Annotated in this window: 15 protein-coding genes; 11 read left to right on the plus strand and 4 right to left on the minus strand. The window is 50.1% G+C overall.

The features are described 5' to 3' along the window. Positions 1-111: 111 nt before the first annotated feature. The 3 genes from feoA to ACMHKJ_RS15725 all read left to right on the plus strand — a co-directional run bounded on the left by feoA (position 112) and on the right by ACMHKJ_RS15725 (position 2,989). On the plus strand, positions 112-339 hold the full coding sequence (gene feoA, locus ACMHKJ_RS15715) for a ferrous iron transporter A (RefSeq protein ID WP_067368668.1): 228 nt from the start codon (positions 112-114) through the stop codon (positions 337-339). Between the two features lie 81 nt (positions 340-420). Next, positions 421-2,739, plus strand: a complete 2,319-nt coding sequence (gene feoB / locus ACMHKJ_RS15720; protein ID WP_413495339.1) for a Fe(2+) transporter permease subunit FeoB — start codon at positions 421-423, stop codon at positions 2,737-2,739. Between the two features lie 16 nt (positions 2,740-2,755). Then, a complete protein-coding gene (locus tag ACMHKJ_RS15725; protein WP_413495341.1) occupies positions 2,756-2,989 on the plus strand; it encodes a FeoC-like transcriptional regulator in 234 nt (77 codons plus the stop codon). 48 nt (positions 2,990-3,037) lie between these two features. Here ACMHKJ_RS15725 and bioH read toward each other — a convergent pair whose 3' ends face one another. Continuing rightward, positions 3,038-3,817 (minus strand): pimeloyl-ACP methyl ester esterase BioH, encoded by a 780-nt coding sequence (gene bioH, locus ACMHKJ_RS15730; protein WP_413495342.1) that lies wholly within the window; start codon positions 3,815-3,817, stop codon positions 3,038-3,040. 36 nt (positions 3,818-3,853) lie between these two features. Here bioH and ACMHKJ_RS15735 point away from each other — a divergent pair, with 36 nt between their 5' ends. The 6 genes from ACMHKJ_RS15735 to glpD all read left to right on the plus strand — a co-directional run bounded on the left by ACMHKJ_RS15735 (position 3,854) and on the right by glpD (position 9,317). Further along, positions 3,854-4,537, plus strand: coding sequence for a DNA utilization protein GntX (locus ACMHKJ_RS15735; protein ID WP_413495344.1), 684 nt, complete (start codon positions 3,854-3,856; stop codon positions 4,535-4,537). Between the two features lie 61 nt (positions 4,538-4,598). Next, a complete protein-coding gene (gene nfuA / locus ACMHKJ_RS15740) occupies positions 4,599-5,177 on the plus strand; it encodes a Fe-S biogenesis protein NfuA (protein ID WP_067368925.1) in 579 nt (192 codons plus the stop codon). A gap of 384 nt (positions 5,178-5,561) precedes the next feature. Beyond that, entirely contained in the window at positions 5,562-5,885 is a 324-nt protein-coding gene (gene glpE, locus ACMHKJ_RS15745) for a thiosulfate sulfurtransferase GlpE (RefSeq protein WP_413495374.1), read from the plus strand. A 26-nt stretch (positions 5,886-5,911) separates the two neighbouring features. Continuing rightward, positions 5,912-6,745 (plus strand): rhomboid family intramembrane serine protease GlpG, encoded by an 834-nt coding sequence (gene glpG, locus ACMHKJ_RS15750; protein WP_413495346.1) that lies wholly within the window; start codon positions 5,912-5,914, stop codon positions 6,743-6,745. A 76-nt stretch (positions 6,746-6,821) separates the two neighbouring features. After that, a complete protein-coding gene (locus ACMHKJ_RS15755; RefSeq protein ID WP_413495348.1) occupies positions 6,822-7,583 on the plus strand; it encodes a DeoR/GlpR family transcriptional regulator in 762 nt (253 codons plus the stop codon). A 246-nt stretch (positions 7,584-7,829) separates the two neighbouring features. After that, entirely contained in the window at positions 7,830-9,317 is a 1,488-nt protein-coding gene (gene glpD / locus ACMHKJ_RS15760; protein ID WP_413495350.1) for a glycerol-3-phosphate dehydrogenase, read from the plus strand. 61 nt (positions 9,318-9,378) lie between these two features. Here the strand turns inward: glpD and ACMHKJ_RS15765 are convergent, their stop codons facing one another. Continuing rightward, complete coding sequence (locus ACMHKJ_RS15765; RefSeq protein ID WP_413495352.1) at positions 9,379-10,011, minus strand: LysE family translocator; 633 nt, start codon at positions 10,009-10,011, stop codon at positions 9,379-9,381. Between the two features lie 218 nt (positions 10,012-10,229). After that, positions 10,230-11,666 carry a DUF4026 domain-containing protein gene (locus tag ACMHKJ_RS15770; RefSeq protein ID WP_413495353.1) on the minus strand — a complete coding sequence of 479 codons (1,437 nt, stop codon included), beginning with the start codon at positions 11,664-11,666 and terminating at the stop codon, positions 10,230-10,232. 354 nt (positions 11,667-12,020) lie between these two features. On the opposite strand from ACMHKJ_RS15770, the gene ACMHKJ_RS15775 reads away from it, so the two are divergent. Further along, positions 12,021-12,929, plus strand: coding sequence for a DNA-3-methyladenine glycosylase family protein (locus tag ACMHKJ_RS15775; protein ID WP_413495355.1), 909 nt, complete (start codon positions 12,021-12,023; stop codon positions 12,927-12,929). Between the two features lie 50 nt (positions 12,930-12,979). On the opposite strand, the gene poxB is transcribed toward ACMHKJ_RS15775, so the two are convergent. Next, complete coding sequence (gene poxB / locus ACMHKJ_RS15780; protein WP_413495357.1) at positions 12,980-14,701, minus strand: ubiquinone-dependent pyruvate dehydrogenase; 1,722 nt, start codon at positions 14,699-14,701, stop codon at positions 12,980-12,982. Between the two features lie 679 nt (positions 14,702-15,380). Here poxB and ACMHKJ_RS15785 point away from each other — a divergent pair. Further along, a complete protein-coding gene (locus tag ACMHKJ_RS15785) occupies positions 15,381-16,559 on the plus strand; it encodes a M20 metallopeptidase family protein (protein WP_413495359.1) in 1,179 nt (392 codons plus the stop codon). Positions 16,560-16,785 lie beyond the last annotated feature (226 nt).

Below are 16,785 nucleotides of genomic sequence, written 5' to 3' on the forward strand. Positions count from 1 at the left end.
ATTCGCATTTGCAGTATCAATTAAATTTGTAAGGGATATTTTCCTGATTCATAGTTCATGCGATAATTATTCTCAATATCATTTCAGTTTGTATGGTTAACGGGAGCCCTTATGACACTTTTGCCACAACACAGTTATAAAATCCTGGGCTTTTCCAACCAAATCAGCCCGGCCTACCGTCAAAAATTATTGTCACTGGGCATGCTGCCCGGTTCTGTTTTCCGGGTGATACGCAGCGCTCCGCTGGGTGATCCGATCCAAATCGAAACCCGGCACGTCAACCTGATGCTCAGGAAAAAAGATCTGGCGCTGCTCACACTTGATAATGTACCGGCATAATCCGCCCCACCATTATCACTGACGCAGTCTTTTCCCTCCGCCCCCGGAGGGTCTGTTTTTTATTGATTGGCATACGACACTATGAAAGCACTCACCCTGGGACTTATCGGTAATCCCAATTCAGGGAAGACCACGCTGTTTAATCAGCTGACCGGTTCAAAGCAGCGCGTCGGCAACTGGGCCGGCGTGACGGTAGAACGGAAAATTGGTTACTTCACCACACCGGAACATAAAATTGAGCTGGTGGATTTACCCGGAACTTACTCGCTGACCACTATTTCTGAACAGACCTCTCTGGATGAACAGATTGCCTGTCACTTTATCCTCAGTGGTGAGGCAGACATGCTGGTTAATGTCGTCGATGCCTCAAATCTTGAGCGCAATCTTTACCTTACACTTCAGTTATTAGAGCTGGGCGTGCCGTGCATCGTCGCGCTCAATATGCTGGATATTGCTGAAAAATCGAATATTAAAATTGATATCGATACATTGTCTGAGCGCCTCGGCTGCCCGGTTATTCCGCTGATATCCACCCGTGCTACCGGCATCAGCGAGCTGAAAGCCGCTATCGATAAACACAATATGAAGCCGCATGTGGCGCTGGTCAGTTATCCGGCGGCACTGCTGGACAGTGTCAAAGCGCTGGCAGAATCTATCTCCACCCATGATTTCAGTGCAACCCAGCGCCGCTGGCTCGCATTGCAGAGCCTCGAAGGGGATATCTACAGCCAGGCACGCGCCGGTTTTACCCCGGAGCATGTTCAGTCTGTCCGTGATGCCATGCAGGCACAGCAACAGGAAGAGCCTGAGCTGGTGATCGCCGATGCCCGTTATCAGACCATTGCCGGTATTTGCGGGCAGGCAATTGATAACTCGAATTCTGAACCAAACCAACTCACCGCCTCGATGGATAAAATTGTCCTCAACCGCTGGCTGGGTGTGCCCGTTTTCCTGTTTGTGATGTACCTGATGTTTGTACTCGCCATCAATATCGGCGGGGCATTGCAGCCGCTGTTTGAGGGCGGCTCCGAAGCGATATTTATCCACGGAACACAATGGCTGGGCATCACCCTCGGCTTCCCTGACTGGCTGACCATTTTCCTCGCCCAGGGTGTCGGCGGCGGTATCAATACGGTTCTGCCACTCGTGCCGCAAATCGGGATGATGTATCTGTTCCTCTCCTTCCTGGAAGACTCCGGCTATATGGCCCGTGCGGCCTTTGTGATGGACAGACTGATGCAGGCGCTCGGCTTACCGGGCAAATCCTTTGTGCCGCTGATTGTCGGGTTCGGCTGTAACGTGCCGTCCATTATGGGTGCAAGAACCCTGGATGCACCGCGTGAACGCCTGATCACGGTTCTGATGGCACCATTTATGTCCTGCGGGGCGCGGCTGGCTATCTTTGCTGTCTTTGCCGCTGCCTTCTTCGGCAAAAACGGCGCAAGCATTGTATTCTCTCTGTATATCCTCGGAATTGTGGTTGCTATTCTTACCGGGCTGTTACTCAAGCATACGATCATGCGCGGGGAAGCGTCTCCGTTTGTGATGGAGCTGCCGGTCTACCATGTGCCGCACATGAGAACTCTGTTTATGCAAACCTGGCAGCGCCTGAAAGGCTTTGTCGTGCGCGCGGGTAAAGTGATTATTATCGCCAGTATGTTTATCGGTGCACTCAACAGCTTCAGTTTCTCCGGTAAACCGGCGGACAGTATCAATGACTCCGCGCTGGCATCTGTCAGTAAAGTGCTGACTCCTCTGCTCAGTCCTATCGGTGTCCATGAAGATAACTGGCAGGCGACTGTCGGACTTATCACCGGTGCGATGGCAAAAGAAGTGGTTGTCGGGACACTGAACACACTGTATACCGCTGAAAGCATCACCAATGAGCCGTTTAATGCCGATGAGTTTGATCTGTGGGGTGAACTGGGTGATGCGGTTGGTGAGACAGTGGATTCCCTGAAAGAAACCTTCACGTTAGCGGCATTATCCAACCCGATTGAAGCCAGTAAAGGTGACGGCGAAATGGATGGCGGCACCATGGGAACCATGGCAGCAAAATTCGGCTCCGGTGTCTCAGCTTACAGCTATCTGATTTTTGTTCTGCTGTATGTGCCTTGTGTCTCTGTTATGGGTGCGATTGCCCGCGAAACCAGCCGCGGCTGGATGACCTTCTCCATCCTGTGGGGACTGAATGTGGCCTATTCTCTCGCCGCCCTGTTCTACCAGGCTGCAACCTTCAGCGCACATCCGGGCAGCAGCGCCCTGATTATCGGTATTGTGCTGATATTTAACCTGATACTGTTTGCTGTACTGCGCCGGACACGCAGCCGCGTGAATCTGAACTTTCGCCGGAACATGCACGGCCAGTGTGGCGGCTGCTCCGGTGGTGAATGTCACTAACTGAGAGAGTGCGAAAATGATAAGTCTGATCGCCGTGCGTGATGCTATCGCCCTCAATGGCCGGGCTGACGCCCGGCTTCTCAGCCACCAGCTGAATGCACCGGAAGCCCTGGTGAAAGCCATCATGGAAAAGCTGACGGCAATGGGAAAAATTGAAGCCGTGAATGTCAGTGACTGCCTGAGCAGCAGTTGTAAGCAGTGCCCTGAAAGTCAGGGCTGCGATACCCGGGTGTATCAGATTCATTCCTGAGTACAGTAATCATTCATCTGAAAATACCGCCTTCCGGCGGTGTTTTTTTTATGCTTTTTTTTCTGTAAACCCCAGCAACACATCACAAAATTCATCCGGATGAGAAATAAACGGTGCATGCCCGCTGTTACGCATAACTTCCGATGGCGATAACGGCAGTTGTTCATCCAGCAGTTGTGCCACTTTCCGCGGCACCAATCCGTCCAGATACCCGTAGATACGCAGAAACGGCATTGTCAGTGATGCAAGCTGCTCCCGCTGATCGGCGGTCCGCAGAATCTCCAGACCGGCATTCAGTATCGCCACATCCGGCAATGGCTGTGTCAGTACCACGGATTTCAGCATCCGCGCATCCTGGCGGGCACTGGCGGTTCCCAGAGTTTGTAACGCAAGAAAGCGCTCAACTGTGCGCTGAAAATCGGTCGCGAGCTGATGCTGAAACCCGCTTAAAACCGTGGGTTTGATGCCGGGCCAGCCTTCTGCTTCCTGTGCGGCGAAACAAGGTGAGGAACAGATAGTAACCAGATGACTCACCGCCTGCGGGTGTGTCAGTGCAATCTGTGTTGCCACCAGTCCGCCCAGCGACCAGCCTGCCAGCACAGAATTCTCCGGCATCTGTGCATGCACAACATCCGCCATCTCACTCAATGACATCTCACCAAATTCCTGACTGCGCCCGTAGCCCGGCAAATCAACCTTATGAAGACAAAAATGCGGCGCGAGCCGCGTTTCAATGCTGTTCCATACTTCGCCGTTCAGTCCCCAGCCGTGCAGCAGCACAAGATTGCGTTTGCCCTGCCCGCTTTGCTGCCAAAAAAGAGTCGCCATCGCTATTGTGTCCTTATTTATCCGGAGGGAAAACGGATGGTTATTATTGAGAATTACTGCCTGCTATGCAAACAGCCTCTTGCTATCGCCGCACACGGGATCTGCGGATTCTGTGAACGGGCGCTGCCGGTGATACCGCGCGTCTGTCTGCGCTGCGGACGCCAGCTGATAACACCGGAGCCGGAGTGTGGACGCTGTCTGCATTCACCGCCACCCTGGCAGCGCCTGCTGGCGGTGACCGGGTATCAGCCGCCGCTGACCACACTGGTTCACCGGCTCAAATACGGCAAACAGCCTTTTGTCGCCCGCGCGCTCGCTCGTCTGCTGCTGTGCCGGTTTTTACAGGGCTACCGTGACGGAGATTACCTGAAGCCGGATTTACTGCTCAGTTCTCCGCTGCACCGGCACAAACAGTGGCTGCGCGGCTTCAATCAGAGCGACCTTATCACCCGTCCGCTGGCAAAATGGCTGCGCCGCCCTTATGACAGTTCCGGCGTTATCCGGACTCGTGCTACACTGAGCCAGCGGACGCTGTCCCGTGCTCATCGCCTGACAAATCTGAAATCGGCATTTGCCTTAACCCGTGAAATACGCGGGCTGCATATCGCTGTAACAGATGATGTCATCACCACGGGAGCGACCATGACAGCGCTGTCTGAATTGCTCATTCGTGCGGGTGCTGCGACAGTCCAGGTCTGGTGTCTCTGTCGCACCTTGTAGTGAACACATGAATGGGCGTATTATAACCTACCAGAACAGTCAACTATTTTCGGGCAATGTTATGATTACTATTACTGACACTGCGCAGGCACATTTTTCCAAACTGCTTGCCAACCAGGAACCCGGTACACAAATCCGTGTTTTTGTTATTAATCCCGGTACACCAAATGCAGAATGTGGTGTCTCTTATTGTCCGCCGGATGCCGTTGAAGCTACGGATACCGCGCTGCCGTTTGAGCAACTGACCGCCTATGTCGATGAACTGAGCGCCCCGTACCTTGAAGAAGCCGTTATTGACTTCATCACTGACCAGCTTGGCTCTCAGCTCACCCTGAAAGCGCCGAATGCAAAAATGCGCAAAGTGGATGATGATGCTCCGCTGATCGAACGCGTCGAGTATGTCCTGCAATCTCAGATTAATCCGCAGCTGGCAGGTCACGGCGGTCGTGTTTCCCTGATGGAAATCACTGATGACGGGTTTGCTATCCTCCAGTTCGGCGGCGGATGTAACGGCTGCTCAATGGTCGATGTAACCCTGAAAGAAGGGATCGAAAAAGAGTTATTAAATATGTTCCCCGATGAGCTGAAAGGCGTTAAAGACCTGACTGAACATCAGCCCGGCGAACATTCTTATTACTGATCAATCAAATTTACAGTATTTATACTCTAAATAATTCGGGATGCCTGTAGGCGACAAGCTCCGATTGCCGGGGAGCATACATTAGTATGTGACCCGGCCGGCCGGCTGAGCGTAGTTAACGACCAGACATCCTGAAGTATGACGAGTATTCAGCGGCCATTATCGCGTGGTCTGTTATATACCCGACGTCATTCAGGATGCAGGCAGGCGGCAAGCTCCGATCGGCGGGAAGCATACATCAGTATGTGACCCGGTGGGCTGAGCGTGGCCAACGAACCTGCGGTTTGAATGAATAAGGGTATAAAGCCTGCCCGGTCTGTTTCCGGGCAATATTCCGGTGGTGCTCTGTCACCACTGATATTCACCTGCATACGAAAAATAATTATGGAACAAATCCGGTTAATTTCCCCTGATGCCGCCTACGGGCTGTGGCAGCAGCATATTATGTTAGTCGATATCCGTGATCCGCAAAGCTTTCGTGCCGGACACGCTGACGGTGCCTTTCACCTGACAAATGACTCCGTAAATACCTTTATGGATCAGACAGATTTTGAGCAGCCGATTCTGGTGATGTGTTACCATGGACACAGCAGTCAGGGTGCAGCTCAGTATCTGCTTAATGTCGGCTATGAAACGGTGTACAGCATCAACGGCGGCTTTGAAAGCTGGTCGCGTCTCTACCCGGACACAGTCAGGTCTTTCGCGTAAAAACGAACAGTTAAACGGACAGTTATATGGTTTATTTGATCACCATTGCCAACCCGCGGATAGCTCAGTCATTTATTGATTACATGGCATCCCGTGATATTCAGCTCGTCATGCGTGCAACCCGTGAAGGGAGTGGTGTCGAATTATGGCTGGACGACGAAAGCAAACTGACCGAAACACAGACGGAATTAGAGAGTTTCATGCGTGACCCGATGAACAAACGCTATCTCGCTGCCAGTTGGGCGTCCGGCGAAACAGATTCCCCGTTTCGCTATCCCCCGTCTTACTCCGCCAAAAACCTGATAACCCCCGCAGGTCCGCTGACTATCACGATTACCGTGCTGTGTGCCCTTGTTTATCTGTGGATGCAGATAAGTGGTACTGACGCGGTAATGGATTATCTGGCATGGCCGGATGCCGGTCAGCAGGGTGAACTCTGGCGTTGGGTAAGCCCGGTATTTCTGCATTTTTCCCTGACACATATTTTAATGAACCTTGCCTTGTGGTGGTATCTTGCGGGTCAGGTGGAAAAACAGATGGGCAGCGGGCGGCTGTTTGTTATCACAATTGTTTCCGCACTATTCAGCTGTTGGGCGCAATCTCTGTTCAGCGGCTCCTCATTCGGCGGGCTGTCCGGCGTAGTTTTTGCGCTGATAGCCTATGTCTGGTACACAGGCATGCGCAACCCGTCCGCAGGTATTTACCTACCCGGCGCTATGATGGCTTTCTCCGTATTATGGTTGGTTATCGGTTATTTTGATTTATTTGGTACAATGCCGATTGCCAATATGGCACACGCCGCCGGGCTGGCTATTGGTCTGGTTATGGCCGTGTGGGATAACCGCCGTCCGGCGGCCTGAATAATAATGTAATAATGATCTGCTGCTCCATTCGCGCCGCACCTGTGCGGCGATATTGACCTGACCGGGGGATTTTGTGAAACAAACACAGCGCCATGATGCTATCGTCGAATTAGTCAATAAACAGGGCTATGTCAGCACAGAAGAGCTGGTAGAGTTCTTTAATGTCAGCCCGCAAACTATCCGGCGTGATCTCAATGAATTGGCAGAGCTGAATAAAATTCACCGCCACCACGGTGGTGCCGCTCAGCCATCCAGTTCAGTCAATGCCGCGTATCATGAGCGCAAAAGCATGTGGTCAGATGAAAAACGCCGCATTGCCCGCCGTGTCGCCTCGCAGATCCCTGACGGTGCAACACTGTTTATTGATATCGGCACCACTCCGGAAGCCGTAGCTCACGAATTACTGAACCATAAAAACCTGCGTATCGTCACCAATAACCTGAATGTCGCCACACTGCTGATGGCAAAAGAGGATTTCCGGCTGATCCTTGCCGGCGGCGAAGTACGTTCACGGGACGGCGGTATTGTCGGCGAAGCCACACTCGATTTTATCTCTCAGTTCCGCCTGGATTTCGGAATACTCGGGATAAGCGGCATCGATACTGACGGCTCGCTGCTGGAGTTTGATTATCACGAAGTGCGCACCAAACGCGCAATTATCGAAAACTCCCGCTGTGTCATGCTTGTCACCGATCACTCCAAATTTGGTCGCAACGCAATGGTAAACCTCGGCAATATGGGGCTTATTGATTGTCTGTTTACGGATAAACGCCCGCCGGACAGTATTATCAAAATACTCGATGAGCAAAACGTCCAGCTCGATATCTGCGACTAAACCGTTTTCTCTGCCGCGCCACAATCCCCGTGGCGCGGTGCATTACCATCGTCAGCTATTTCCCCCGTTTCCCTTACCGCTCAAACACTTAATATCATTACTTTTAGTATGGATATGATAATGAGTTGTTATCCTTGTCACGGGAAACGTTTTTTTATGTACAAAATGTTGGATTATCGATCGCATTGAACTATTATGAGCGATAACGAACATAAAAGAATGAATGCGCGCATCAAGGGAGTCAGGATGGAAACCAAAGATTTAATCGTCATCGGGGGCGGAATAAACGGAGCAGGTATTGCTGCTGATGCCGCAGGGCGCGGACTTTCTGTTCTGATGCTGGAAGCCGGGGATCTGGCCTGTGCCACCTCGTCCGCCAGCTCAAAACTGATCCACGGCGGGCTGCGCTATCTCGAACATTATGAATTTCGTTTAGTAAGCGAAGCACTGGCTGAGCGCGAAATATTGTTAAAAATGGCTCCGCACATTGCATTCCCGATGCGCTTTCGCCTGCCGCATCAGCCGCATCTGCGCCCGGCCTGGATGATCCGCGCAGGATTATTTCTTTACGACCATCTGGGCAAACGCACAACTCTGCCCGGCAGCCGCGGACTAACGTTCAACAGTGCATCTCCGCTGAAACCGGAATTCAAAAAAGGCTTTGAATACTCAGATTGCTGGGTTGATGACGCACGCCTGGTGGTGCTTAATGCACAGGAAATTGTGCGCAAGGGCGGTGAAGTCCGCACCCGGACAAAAGTCATCCGTGCATGGCGCGAAAACGGACTCTGGCAGGTAGAAGCTGAAAATACACTGACAGGTGAAAAATTGCACTGGCAGGCAAAAGGATTAGTTAATGCAGCCGGTCCGTGGGTGAAAGCGCTCTTTGATGACGGGCTGCATCTGAAATCACCTTATGGCATCCGTCTCATCAAAGGCAGCCATATTGTTGTTCCGCGCGCTCATGACGAGCCGCAGGCATATATTCTGCAAAATGAAGATCACCGTATCGTGTTTGTTATCCCGTGGATGGATGAGTTTTCGATTATCGGTACGACCGATGTGGAATACCATGGCGATCCTGCTGATGTAAAAATTGATGATACTGAAATTAATTATTTGCTGGATGTTTATAACGACCACTTTAAAAAGACCCTGAGCCGTGATGACGTCCGCTGGAGCTATTCCGGTGTGCGCCCGCTGTGTGACGATGAATCCGATTCTCCACAGGCGATTACCCGGGATTACACCCTGGATCTGCATGACGAAAACGGGCAGGCACCTCTGCTGTCTGTGTTTGGCGGGAAACTCACCACCTACCGCAAACTGGGTGAGCATGCGCTGGACAAACTTGCGCCGTATTATCCGCAGGCCGGAAAAGCATGGACAAAGCAGGCAGTTCTGACCGGCGGTGAACTCAATGGTCATTCACGGGATGAATATGCACGGGTACTGAGTGAGCACTATCCCTGGTTACCAAACGGGCTGGCGCTGCGCTTTGCCCGCACATACGGCAGCCAGACGGCAAAAATTCTGGATGGCGCACAGTCACTGAATGATCTCGGGCAGCTATTTGGTCACAATCTGTATGAAGCCGAGTTGCGCTATCTGGTGAAAAATGAGTGGGTAGTCAGTGCGGAAGATGCGCTGTGGCGCAGAACCAAGCTGGGAATGTGGCTCAGTGTTAATGAGCAGCAGCAGGTTGCACAGTGGCTGGAAAGTAATCAGCTTTAAAAACAATCTGCACTGTCCGGAATAATGCAGACCGGGAACATCACGCCGGTCTGCATATTGTTCAGCGTCGGGACTCCAGCGCCATTTTCACCGCCAGACCGGCAAGCACGGTTCCCATCAGCCAGCGTTGTACCACCTGCCATAGCGGGCGACCGGTCATAAATCCGGCAACGGTTCCTGCCGTAAAAATGATCAGTGCATTGCCTGCAATACTGATGAGCATCTGCATGCTGCCGAAGATCAGAGACTGCGTCAGCACGCTGCCGTGTCCCGGTACAATAAATTGTGGTAGCAGGGAAAGGTATAACACCGCCACTTTCGGGTTTGCCAGGCTGGTCAGAAAACCCATAGTAAACAGTTTTTTGGGTTTATCTGCCGGCAGGTCGCGCACAGAAAAAGCAGAGCGTCCGCCCGGTTTCACTGCCTGCCAGGCAAGGTACAAAAGGTATAATGCCCCGGCAATACGCAACACGTCATAGGCATAAGGAACCGCAAAAAACAGCGCGGTGATCCCGAATGCGGCACTGAGCATATAAAAGATAAACGCCAGGCCGACGCCGGCAAGCGAAACATATCCGGCCTGTTTTCCCTGGCAGAGTGAACGGGAGATCAGATAAATCATATTGGGGCCGGGCGTTAATACCATTCCCAGTGCAACCAACGCAAACGCCAGCAACGATGTTAAATCAGGCACAATACACTCCATGATAAACAATTCACAACGGATTATAAGATAAAATCGCCATTTTTAAGAACATATTACCGGCAACAACACGCGGTCATTAATTATAGTCAGAACAGAAAAAAAGCAGCAACAACATAATTCAGTATGTATTAATAACGTGGTTTACTGCACAAAACAGCAGGCATAAAAAAAGCGCTGTTCAGCGCTTTTTTAAGAATTGACAGATATCAGTGGACCTGTGGCGGGCTGAGAAGCTGATAAATAGTATCCGGTGTGTATTTATCACCGGAGAAATAGATATTCCAGTCAGTCAGCATTGAGGTATCCAGTTGATACACGCCGCCCTCTTCCATTTCTTTCACATAAAATGGCTGGTTAATCAGTTTGCCGGTAAAGGTATCATTTTCCAGACTTTCCGGGACAAACCACATGTGCTCCAGGTCATCAGTATCCCCGTATGGAATACCGCATTTGACCATAAACGCCCGTGGTGTTTCCTCTTCTTCCACTTCTGCACGGTTTTTTTTACTGAAAAATCCCGCCAGCAGACCTTTTTTTTCTTTGACTTCCGGCTGACCGTATTCTGTAAACATCTGAGCAAAATAGTGCCAGCGTAACCGGGCTTTCGTCGCCATCTCATATGTTTCAGTATTCGGCCGGTAAAACATGATCGCCGCATCATCATCAAACCCTTTGAAAAAGGTCTGTAATACAGGAGTACTCTCATTGGTCCGGAACAACATGCAGGAAGGATGATCATGCTGATCGTCCCGATCGCTGCGATCCCCCAGAAATTCATCCTCAGGCATATTATCGTGAGAATAATCAATCTCTTCCAGTGATTTCAACTGCTCAATCGGGGTTTCTTTATTCACCTGACGAATACCTTCCTGATAAGGAAGCGCCACAATATACTCTAATTGTTTCTCTGTCTGACCACACAGTATCGGCTCATTAAACAGTACCTTACCCTCATTCAGGCTCTGTCCGACAAAACTGCGCAGTAAATCAGGGATACCGTAGTACGAATTAATCGTATGCGGCAGCAACAATTCCACCTCCGGGATACCGCAACGCAGTAATCCGTGCGTATGGAACCAATACATGGTCGGCGGGGTATTCTCAGTGTCATAAATCGCATGAATGGTGTACAGCGATTCAATATTCAGTTGCACATCATTTTCGAGCTGAAAATTGAGCCACTCACGGGTAAACCCGCGACCGGCCGCGGAAATATCAATTCCCAGAAGTAAGTCCGGAACCAATATCTGTACAATTTTAAGCTGATGGCGGTAGCTGAGCAGCACATCATTCTTTAAAAGACATTCAACATAGATATCCTGCTCAGTCTGGTTCACTTCTGCGAGTAATTCCGGCGACAGTGTATCTGTTGAATAATAAGGATTAATTTCCAGTTCCGGAGCCCTTGGCGCCAGCGAAATCAGGAACAATAATTCTTCATCACCATAGTGGCACGTATAGTAAAAACTGTGTTCATCGGCATCCCCGTATTCAATATCACCCTGTGTGAAAAAGGTTTGTGATGTTAACCGCTCTTCTAGCTCAGCCAGGTTCAGCCGCGAAGGAGAGAATGTCACTATCTCCGACGTCATCTTCTTTCCTTTACCTTCAGCGACCTCAAGGTAATATTGTTTTATATCCATCGGTAATGCCTTTATCCGCTCTGGTTGTACTGCTGTGCTGTAACAATCTCGGACTAAACGCTAAGCTTTCCCCCCCGGGGAACGTGAGATCTTCGAGCGTCAATTATATTCATTGTTACAACAATAACCTCTGATTTCATCCCGGAGGAACCGGTGAGGTATCTTTAAAAAATGAATATGCTAAAAATAAACTAATTTGTTCATATATATAAGTATCACATTTGGTAAGCAGAATTCACTCAGAATAATCCACCTGTCACAATATGAATTTACATTTTTGCATAGCCGGTACTGACAATTGATAAGACAGACCCGGCCCGATTTTCTATCCGCTCCGCAACAAGGTACAATAATGTGAGTAAAAACAACCAATTAATTATTACAGTTTTGTTACCATCCCACTATCATACAGCGGATTTCCTTGCTTTTCATTTACGGGATACACACAACGTCGCAGAGCAGGTCACTGAGAACCGGGTGATGAAAGGGATTTGTCTGCACGGACATCCTGCACTGCTGACATTGGAAACCGACGCCGGACAGGTGCGGGTGACATTGCATACCGATGGTCCGACGCTGCCCGGCGACGAAGCGGCGCTGCACCATCTCGCCTGTCATATGCTGGGATTATTACAACCGGTACAGGAATTTGAGTCCCTGTATCAGGAACATCCGCAAGTCGGGCAGTTGATCCGTCATCAGCAGGGGCTGCGCATCTATCAGTCTGCCACACCATTTGAAGCGATTAACTGGGCAATTATCGGGCAACAAATCAGTGTTCATGCGGCTATCTCTATCCGCCGCCGCCTGATTCAGCATATCAATCTGCGCCATTCCGGCGGGCTGTGGTGCTACCCGGATGCCGCACATATTCTGAAAACAGATTTTGACGGGCTGCGCAGCTGTGGTTTTTCTGTCGGCAAAGCCAATGCATTGCTGATGCTGAGTGAACAATTAGAAAGCGGTGAGCTGGTGCTGCCGGATGTGGTCACGCCGGACAATGCAGATGCGGTTTCTGCATCACTGATTGCCATCAAAGGCATCGGCACCTGGACGGTCAGCTATGCGTTATTGCGCGGATTTAATTACCTGAATGGCTCACTTCACGGTGATGTGGCAGTGCGGCGCAACTTACAACGCCTGCTTGAGCGTGAAGAGAAACTGACCGCAGAGGAAACGCAGACATGGCTGGCGGAGTTTGCCCCGTACCGCGCATTAATGGCAGCACATCTGTGGCGGCTGGGATCAGCCGCCGGATATTAAGCGGTGTAAAAGTGCCGCAGATACACTGCGGCAAATTTGTTCATATATTCTCAGCGCAACCAGTTGGTTTTTGCCAGCTCGACAATCTCATCACCCCGCCCGTTAATAATCGCGCGCAGCATATAAAGACTGAACCCTTTAGCCTGTTCAAATTTAATGTCCGGCGGCATCGCCAGTTCCTGTTTGGCGGTGACCACATCCACCAGAACCGGGCCGTCATGAGCAAATGCCGTTTTCAGGGCATCATCCAGTGACTCACTGTCTTCAACCCGTATTCCTTTGATACCCATCGCATTTGCCATCGCCGCAAAATCCGGATTATGCAGATCAGTGCCATCGGTTAAATAACCGCCGGCTTTCATCTCCATCGCGACAAAACCCAGAACACTGTTGTTAAAGATGACAATTTTCACCGGCAGTTTCATTTGTGCCAGCGAAATAAAATCGCCCATCAGCATACTGAATCCGCCATCACCACACATGGCCACCACCTGACGTTTGCGATCAATTGCCTGTGCGCCGATAGCCTGCGCCATCGCATTTGCCATCGACCCGTGATTAAAGGAGCCGATAAGCCGCCGCTTACCATTCATGGTGAGATAACGCGCCGCCCAGACAGTCGGCGTGCCGACATCACAGGTGAAAACAGTATCGTCATTTGCCAGCTCACTGATTTTTTTCGCCAGATACTGCGGGTGGATAAGCTCCCGTTTACTTGCTGTTGCCAGCGCATCCAGGTCACTGCGGGCAGTCTGATAATGCTTCAGGGCATTATCAAGGTGCGTGCGGTCTTCTTTAGCCTGCAACCGGGGCTGGATCGCGTTAAGAGTGGCTTTGATATCCCCGATGACAGCCATATCCACAGCGCAGTGCGCGCCGAGACTGCCCGGATTGATATCCACCTGAATAATTTTTGCTTTTGCCGGATAAAATGCACGATACGGAAAATGTGTGCCGAGCAGCACCAGGGTATCGGCGTTTTCCATCGCATAGTAACCGGACGAAAACCCGATAAGCCCGGTCATTCCCACACTGTACGGATTATCGTATTCCAGATGCTCTTTACCGCGCAGTGCATGTACCACAGGGGCTTTCAGTGTTTCTGCCAGTTTAAGTACTTCATCATGTGCGCCGGCACATCCCGCCCCGCACATCAGTGTAATATTTTTCGCGCCATTGAGTGCATCCGCCAGCTTCATCAGTTCATCCCGCTGCGGCATCACCAATGGCAGAGACGGTTCATACCAGACATTACGGGCAGATTCCGGCGCAGGTTTTAACGCCACATCACCCGGGATAACCACAACCGCCACACCCCGCTCAAGAATGGCTTTGCGCATGGCGATCCCCAGTACCTGCTGAATCTGCTCCGGGTTTGACACCAGTTCACAGTAAACACTGCATTCCCGGAATAATTCCTGCGGGTGCGTTTCCTGGAAATAATGGCTGCCAATCTCACCGGAAGGAATATGCGCCGCAATCGCCAGTACCGGCACCCGGTTACGCTGACAATCAAATAATCCGTTAATTAAATGAAGATTCCCCGGCCCGCAGGAGCCTGCACATACTGCCAGTCTGCCGGTCAGGTGCGCTTCTGCGCCTGCGGCAAATGCAGCAACCTCTTCATGCCGTGTTCCCATCCATTCAATCGTGCCTAATTTGCGTAAACTGTCACTCAACCCGTTCAGCGAGTCTCCGGTGACACCCCAGATACGGTTGATTCCTGCATCCGCCAACATTTTTGCGATATAACCCGCGACTGTCTGCTTCATCGTAAACCTTCCCTCTTACTGGTTATCAAATCTGATTCGGAAAATGGTGTGACACGGAGCAATCCAAACCTGCTCAATATCTTTATCCTGTAACCAGAGTGTAGTCCACACCAGGCGCAGATAAAACCACCAGTAATAAGGTAAATTTCCAGTATTAATCTATGGTACATCCTGAAGTATGACGGGATAATATAAAGAACGTAACGATATATAAATAAGTCCGTTTACATTAAGATAAATAATATTAATATTACCTTTATCGCGTCAGGATTTTATATTTACATTACTTTTCACCACAAAATAAGGTGACAATTTAAATATATTTAATTTATTGATATTTATCTACTTTCTTATTTATCGTGAATGGTCTTATTTTCCGACTCTCTGTCATCATCATTATTATTCATACCCCATGCAATACTGATATGATATAAACCCGATCTCCGTCACGCTCACTTTTTTATATCTGACGTTAAAATCACTCCTGCAAATAAATAACGACTATTCACCGATGACTGAATCCCGCCGGTTCTGTCGGAAAGTGTCAGCGTAAAAATAAAATGTACTCATGTTGCGTCAGCGTTGTGGCATGACCGGTGATTTCCGGTCATGCCCGCGTTTACACCAGGGCTTCTTTCACCAGCACGTAAACCGGTTTCAGTAAACGGGGTATAATGTAATGACGAATAAATATAATATCAGTGAGAAACTCTTTGCTCTTGAAGCGTTTAGCAAGAAAACCCGCCAGGACTTACATAAGATCCCTGAGCTGTCCGGTGAAGAGTACAAAACCTCAGAATATTGCCGCAAACTTATGGAAAGCTTCGGCTATACCATTCGTCCGTTTGAAGGATATACCGGGTTTACCGCAGAATTAATGATTGACCCCGCAAAACGTCTGATTGCTTACCGCACCGATATTGATGGTCTGGAAATGCCGGACATGACCTGCAACGAGCATAGTTCGGTGCACGAAGGCTGTGCGCACAACTGTGGTCACGATACACACATGACCATCGCGCTGACTGCGGCAAAATACCTGAGTGAGCACCGCGACGAACTCCTTTGCAACATTCGCTTCATCTTCCAGATGGCAGAAGAAGATATGCGTATTCCGGGTGCGGATAAAATGGTGGAAATGGGGTGCATGGACGGTGTTGATGAAGTCTACGGACTGCACAATGACGGGGCAATTGAGACCGGACTTATCCGCTTCAATGCCGGTGTTATGTCTTCCTACGGCTCGGCGTGGACGCTGGATGTTCACGGTATTTCCGCGCACGGTTCGACCCCGCACAAAGGGCTGGATGCTATCCGCGAAGCCACCCGTATTATCGATTATATGGATTACATCGTTGCCAAAAAAACCGATCCTTTCAGTCCGGCTGTTTTTGGCTGCGGGATGTTCAATGGCGGTACTATTCCTAATGCGCTGGCAGATTATGTTCAGGCACGCGGAACCATCCGTTCAATGGATGAAGAAACCAATAATATCTTAAAAGCCAGTTTTAAAGAAATTGTTGCCCGCAGCGAAGCCGGTGGTTTTAAAACCACACTGGATGCCTGCGGCTACCCTGCTGTTATTAACCACCCACAGGCAGCGGCTGCAATTTACAAAGCCGCTGCGGCGTTCTTACCAGCAGAAAATATTGAATCAAACGGCAAACCAATGACAGGGAGTGAAGACTTCAGTTACCTGGTAAATGCCACCAAAGATAAATTCGGCGCAATGTATTTCTTAGGCAGCGGAAACAAAGCCAAAGGCATTAATAACTATCTGCACGCAAACCCTTATTTTGTAGACGATGATTGTCTGCTGATTGGTGCACAAATTTTTATTAACATCGCCACACATTAATAATAAAAACACACAGCAATATCAGGCCCGGTAACATCATTTGTTACCGGGCTTTTTTTTATCAAAACAGAGTGTTTATATGAACTATTTGACCCGGCTGGCTTCACGCCGCCAACGAACCTGCAGTTTGAATGAATAAGGTATATACCCAACGTCATTCAGGGTGCAGGCAGGCGGCAAGAGAAGATAGACGGGGAGCATACATCAGTATGTGACCCGGCTGGCT

The organism is Morganella psychrotolerans (assembly GCF_965118875.1).
GTDB lineage: Bacteria > Pseudomonadota > Gammaproteobacteria > Enterobacterales > Enterobacteriaceae > Morganella > Morganella psychrotolerans_C.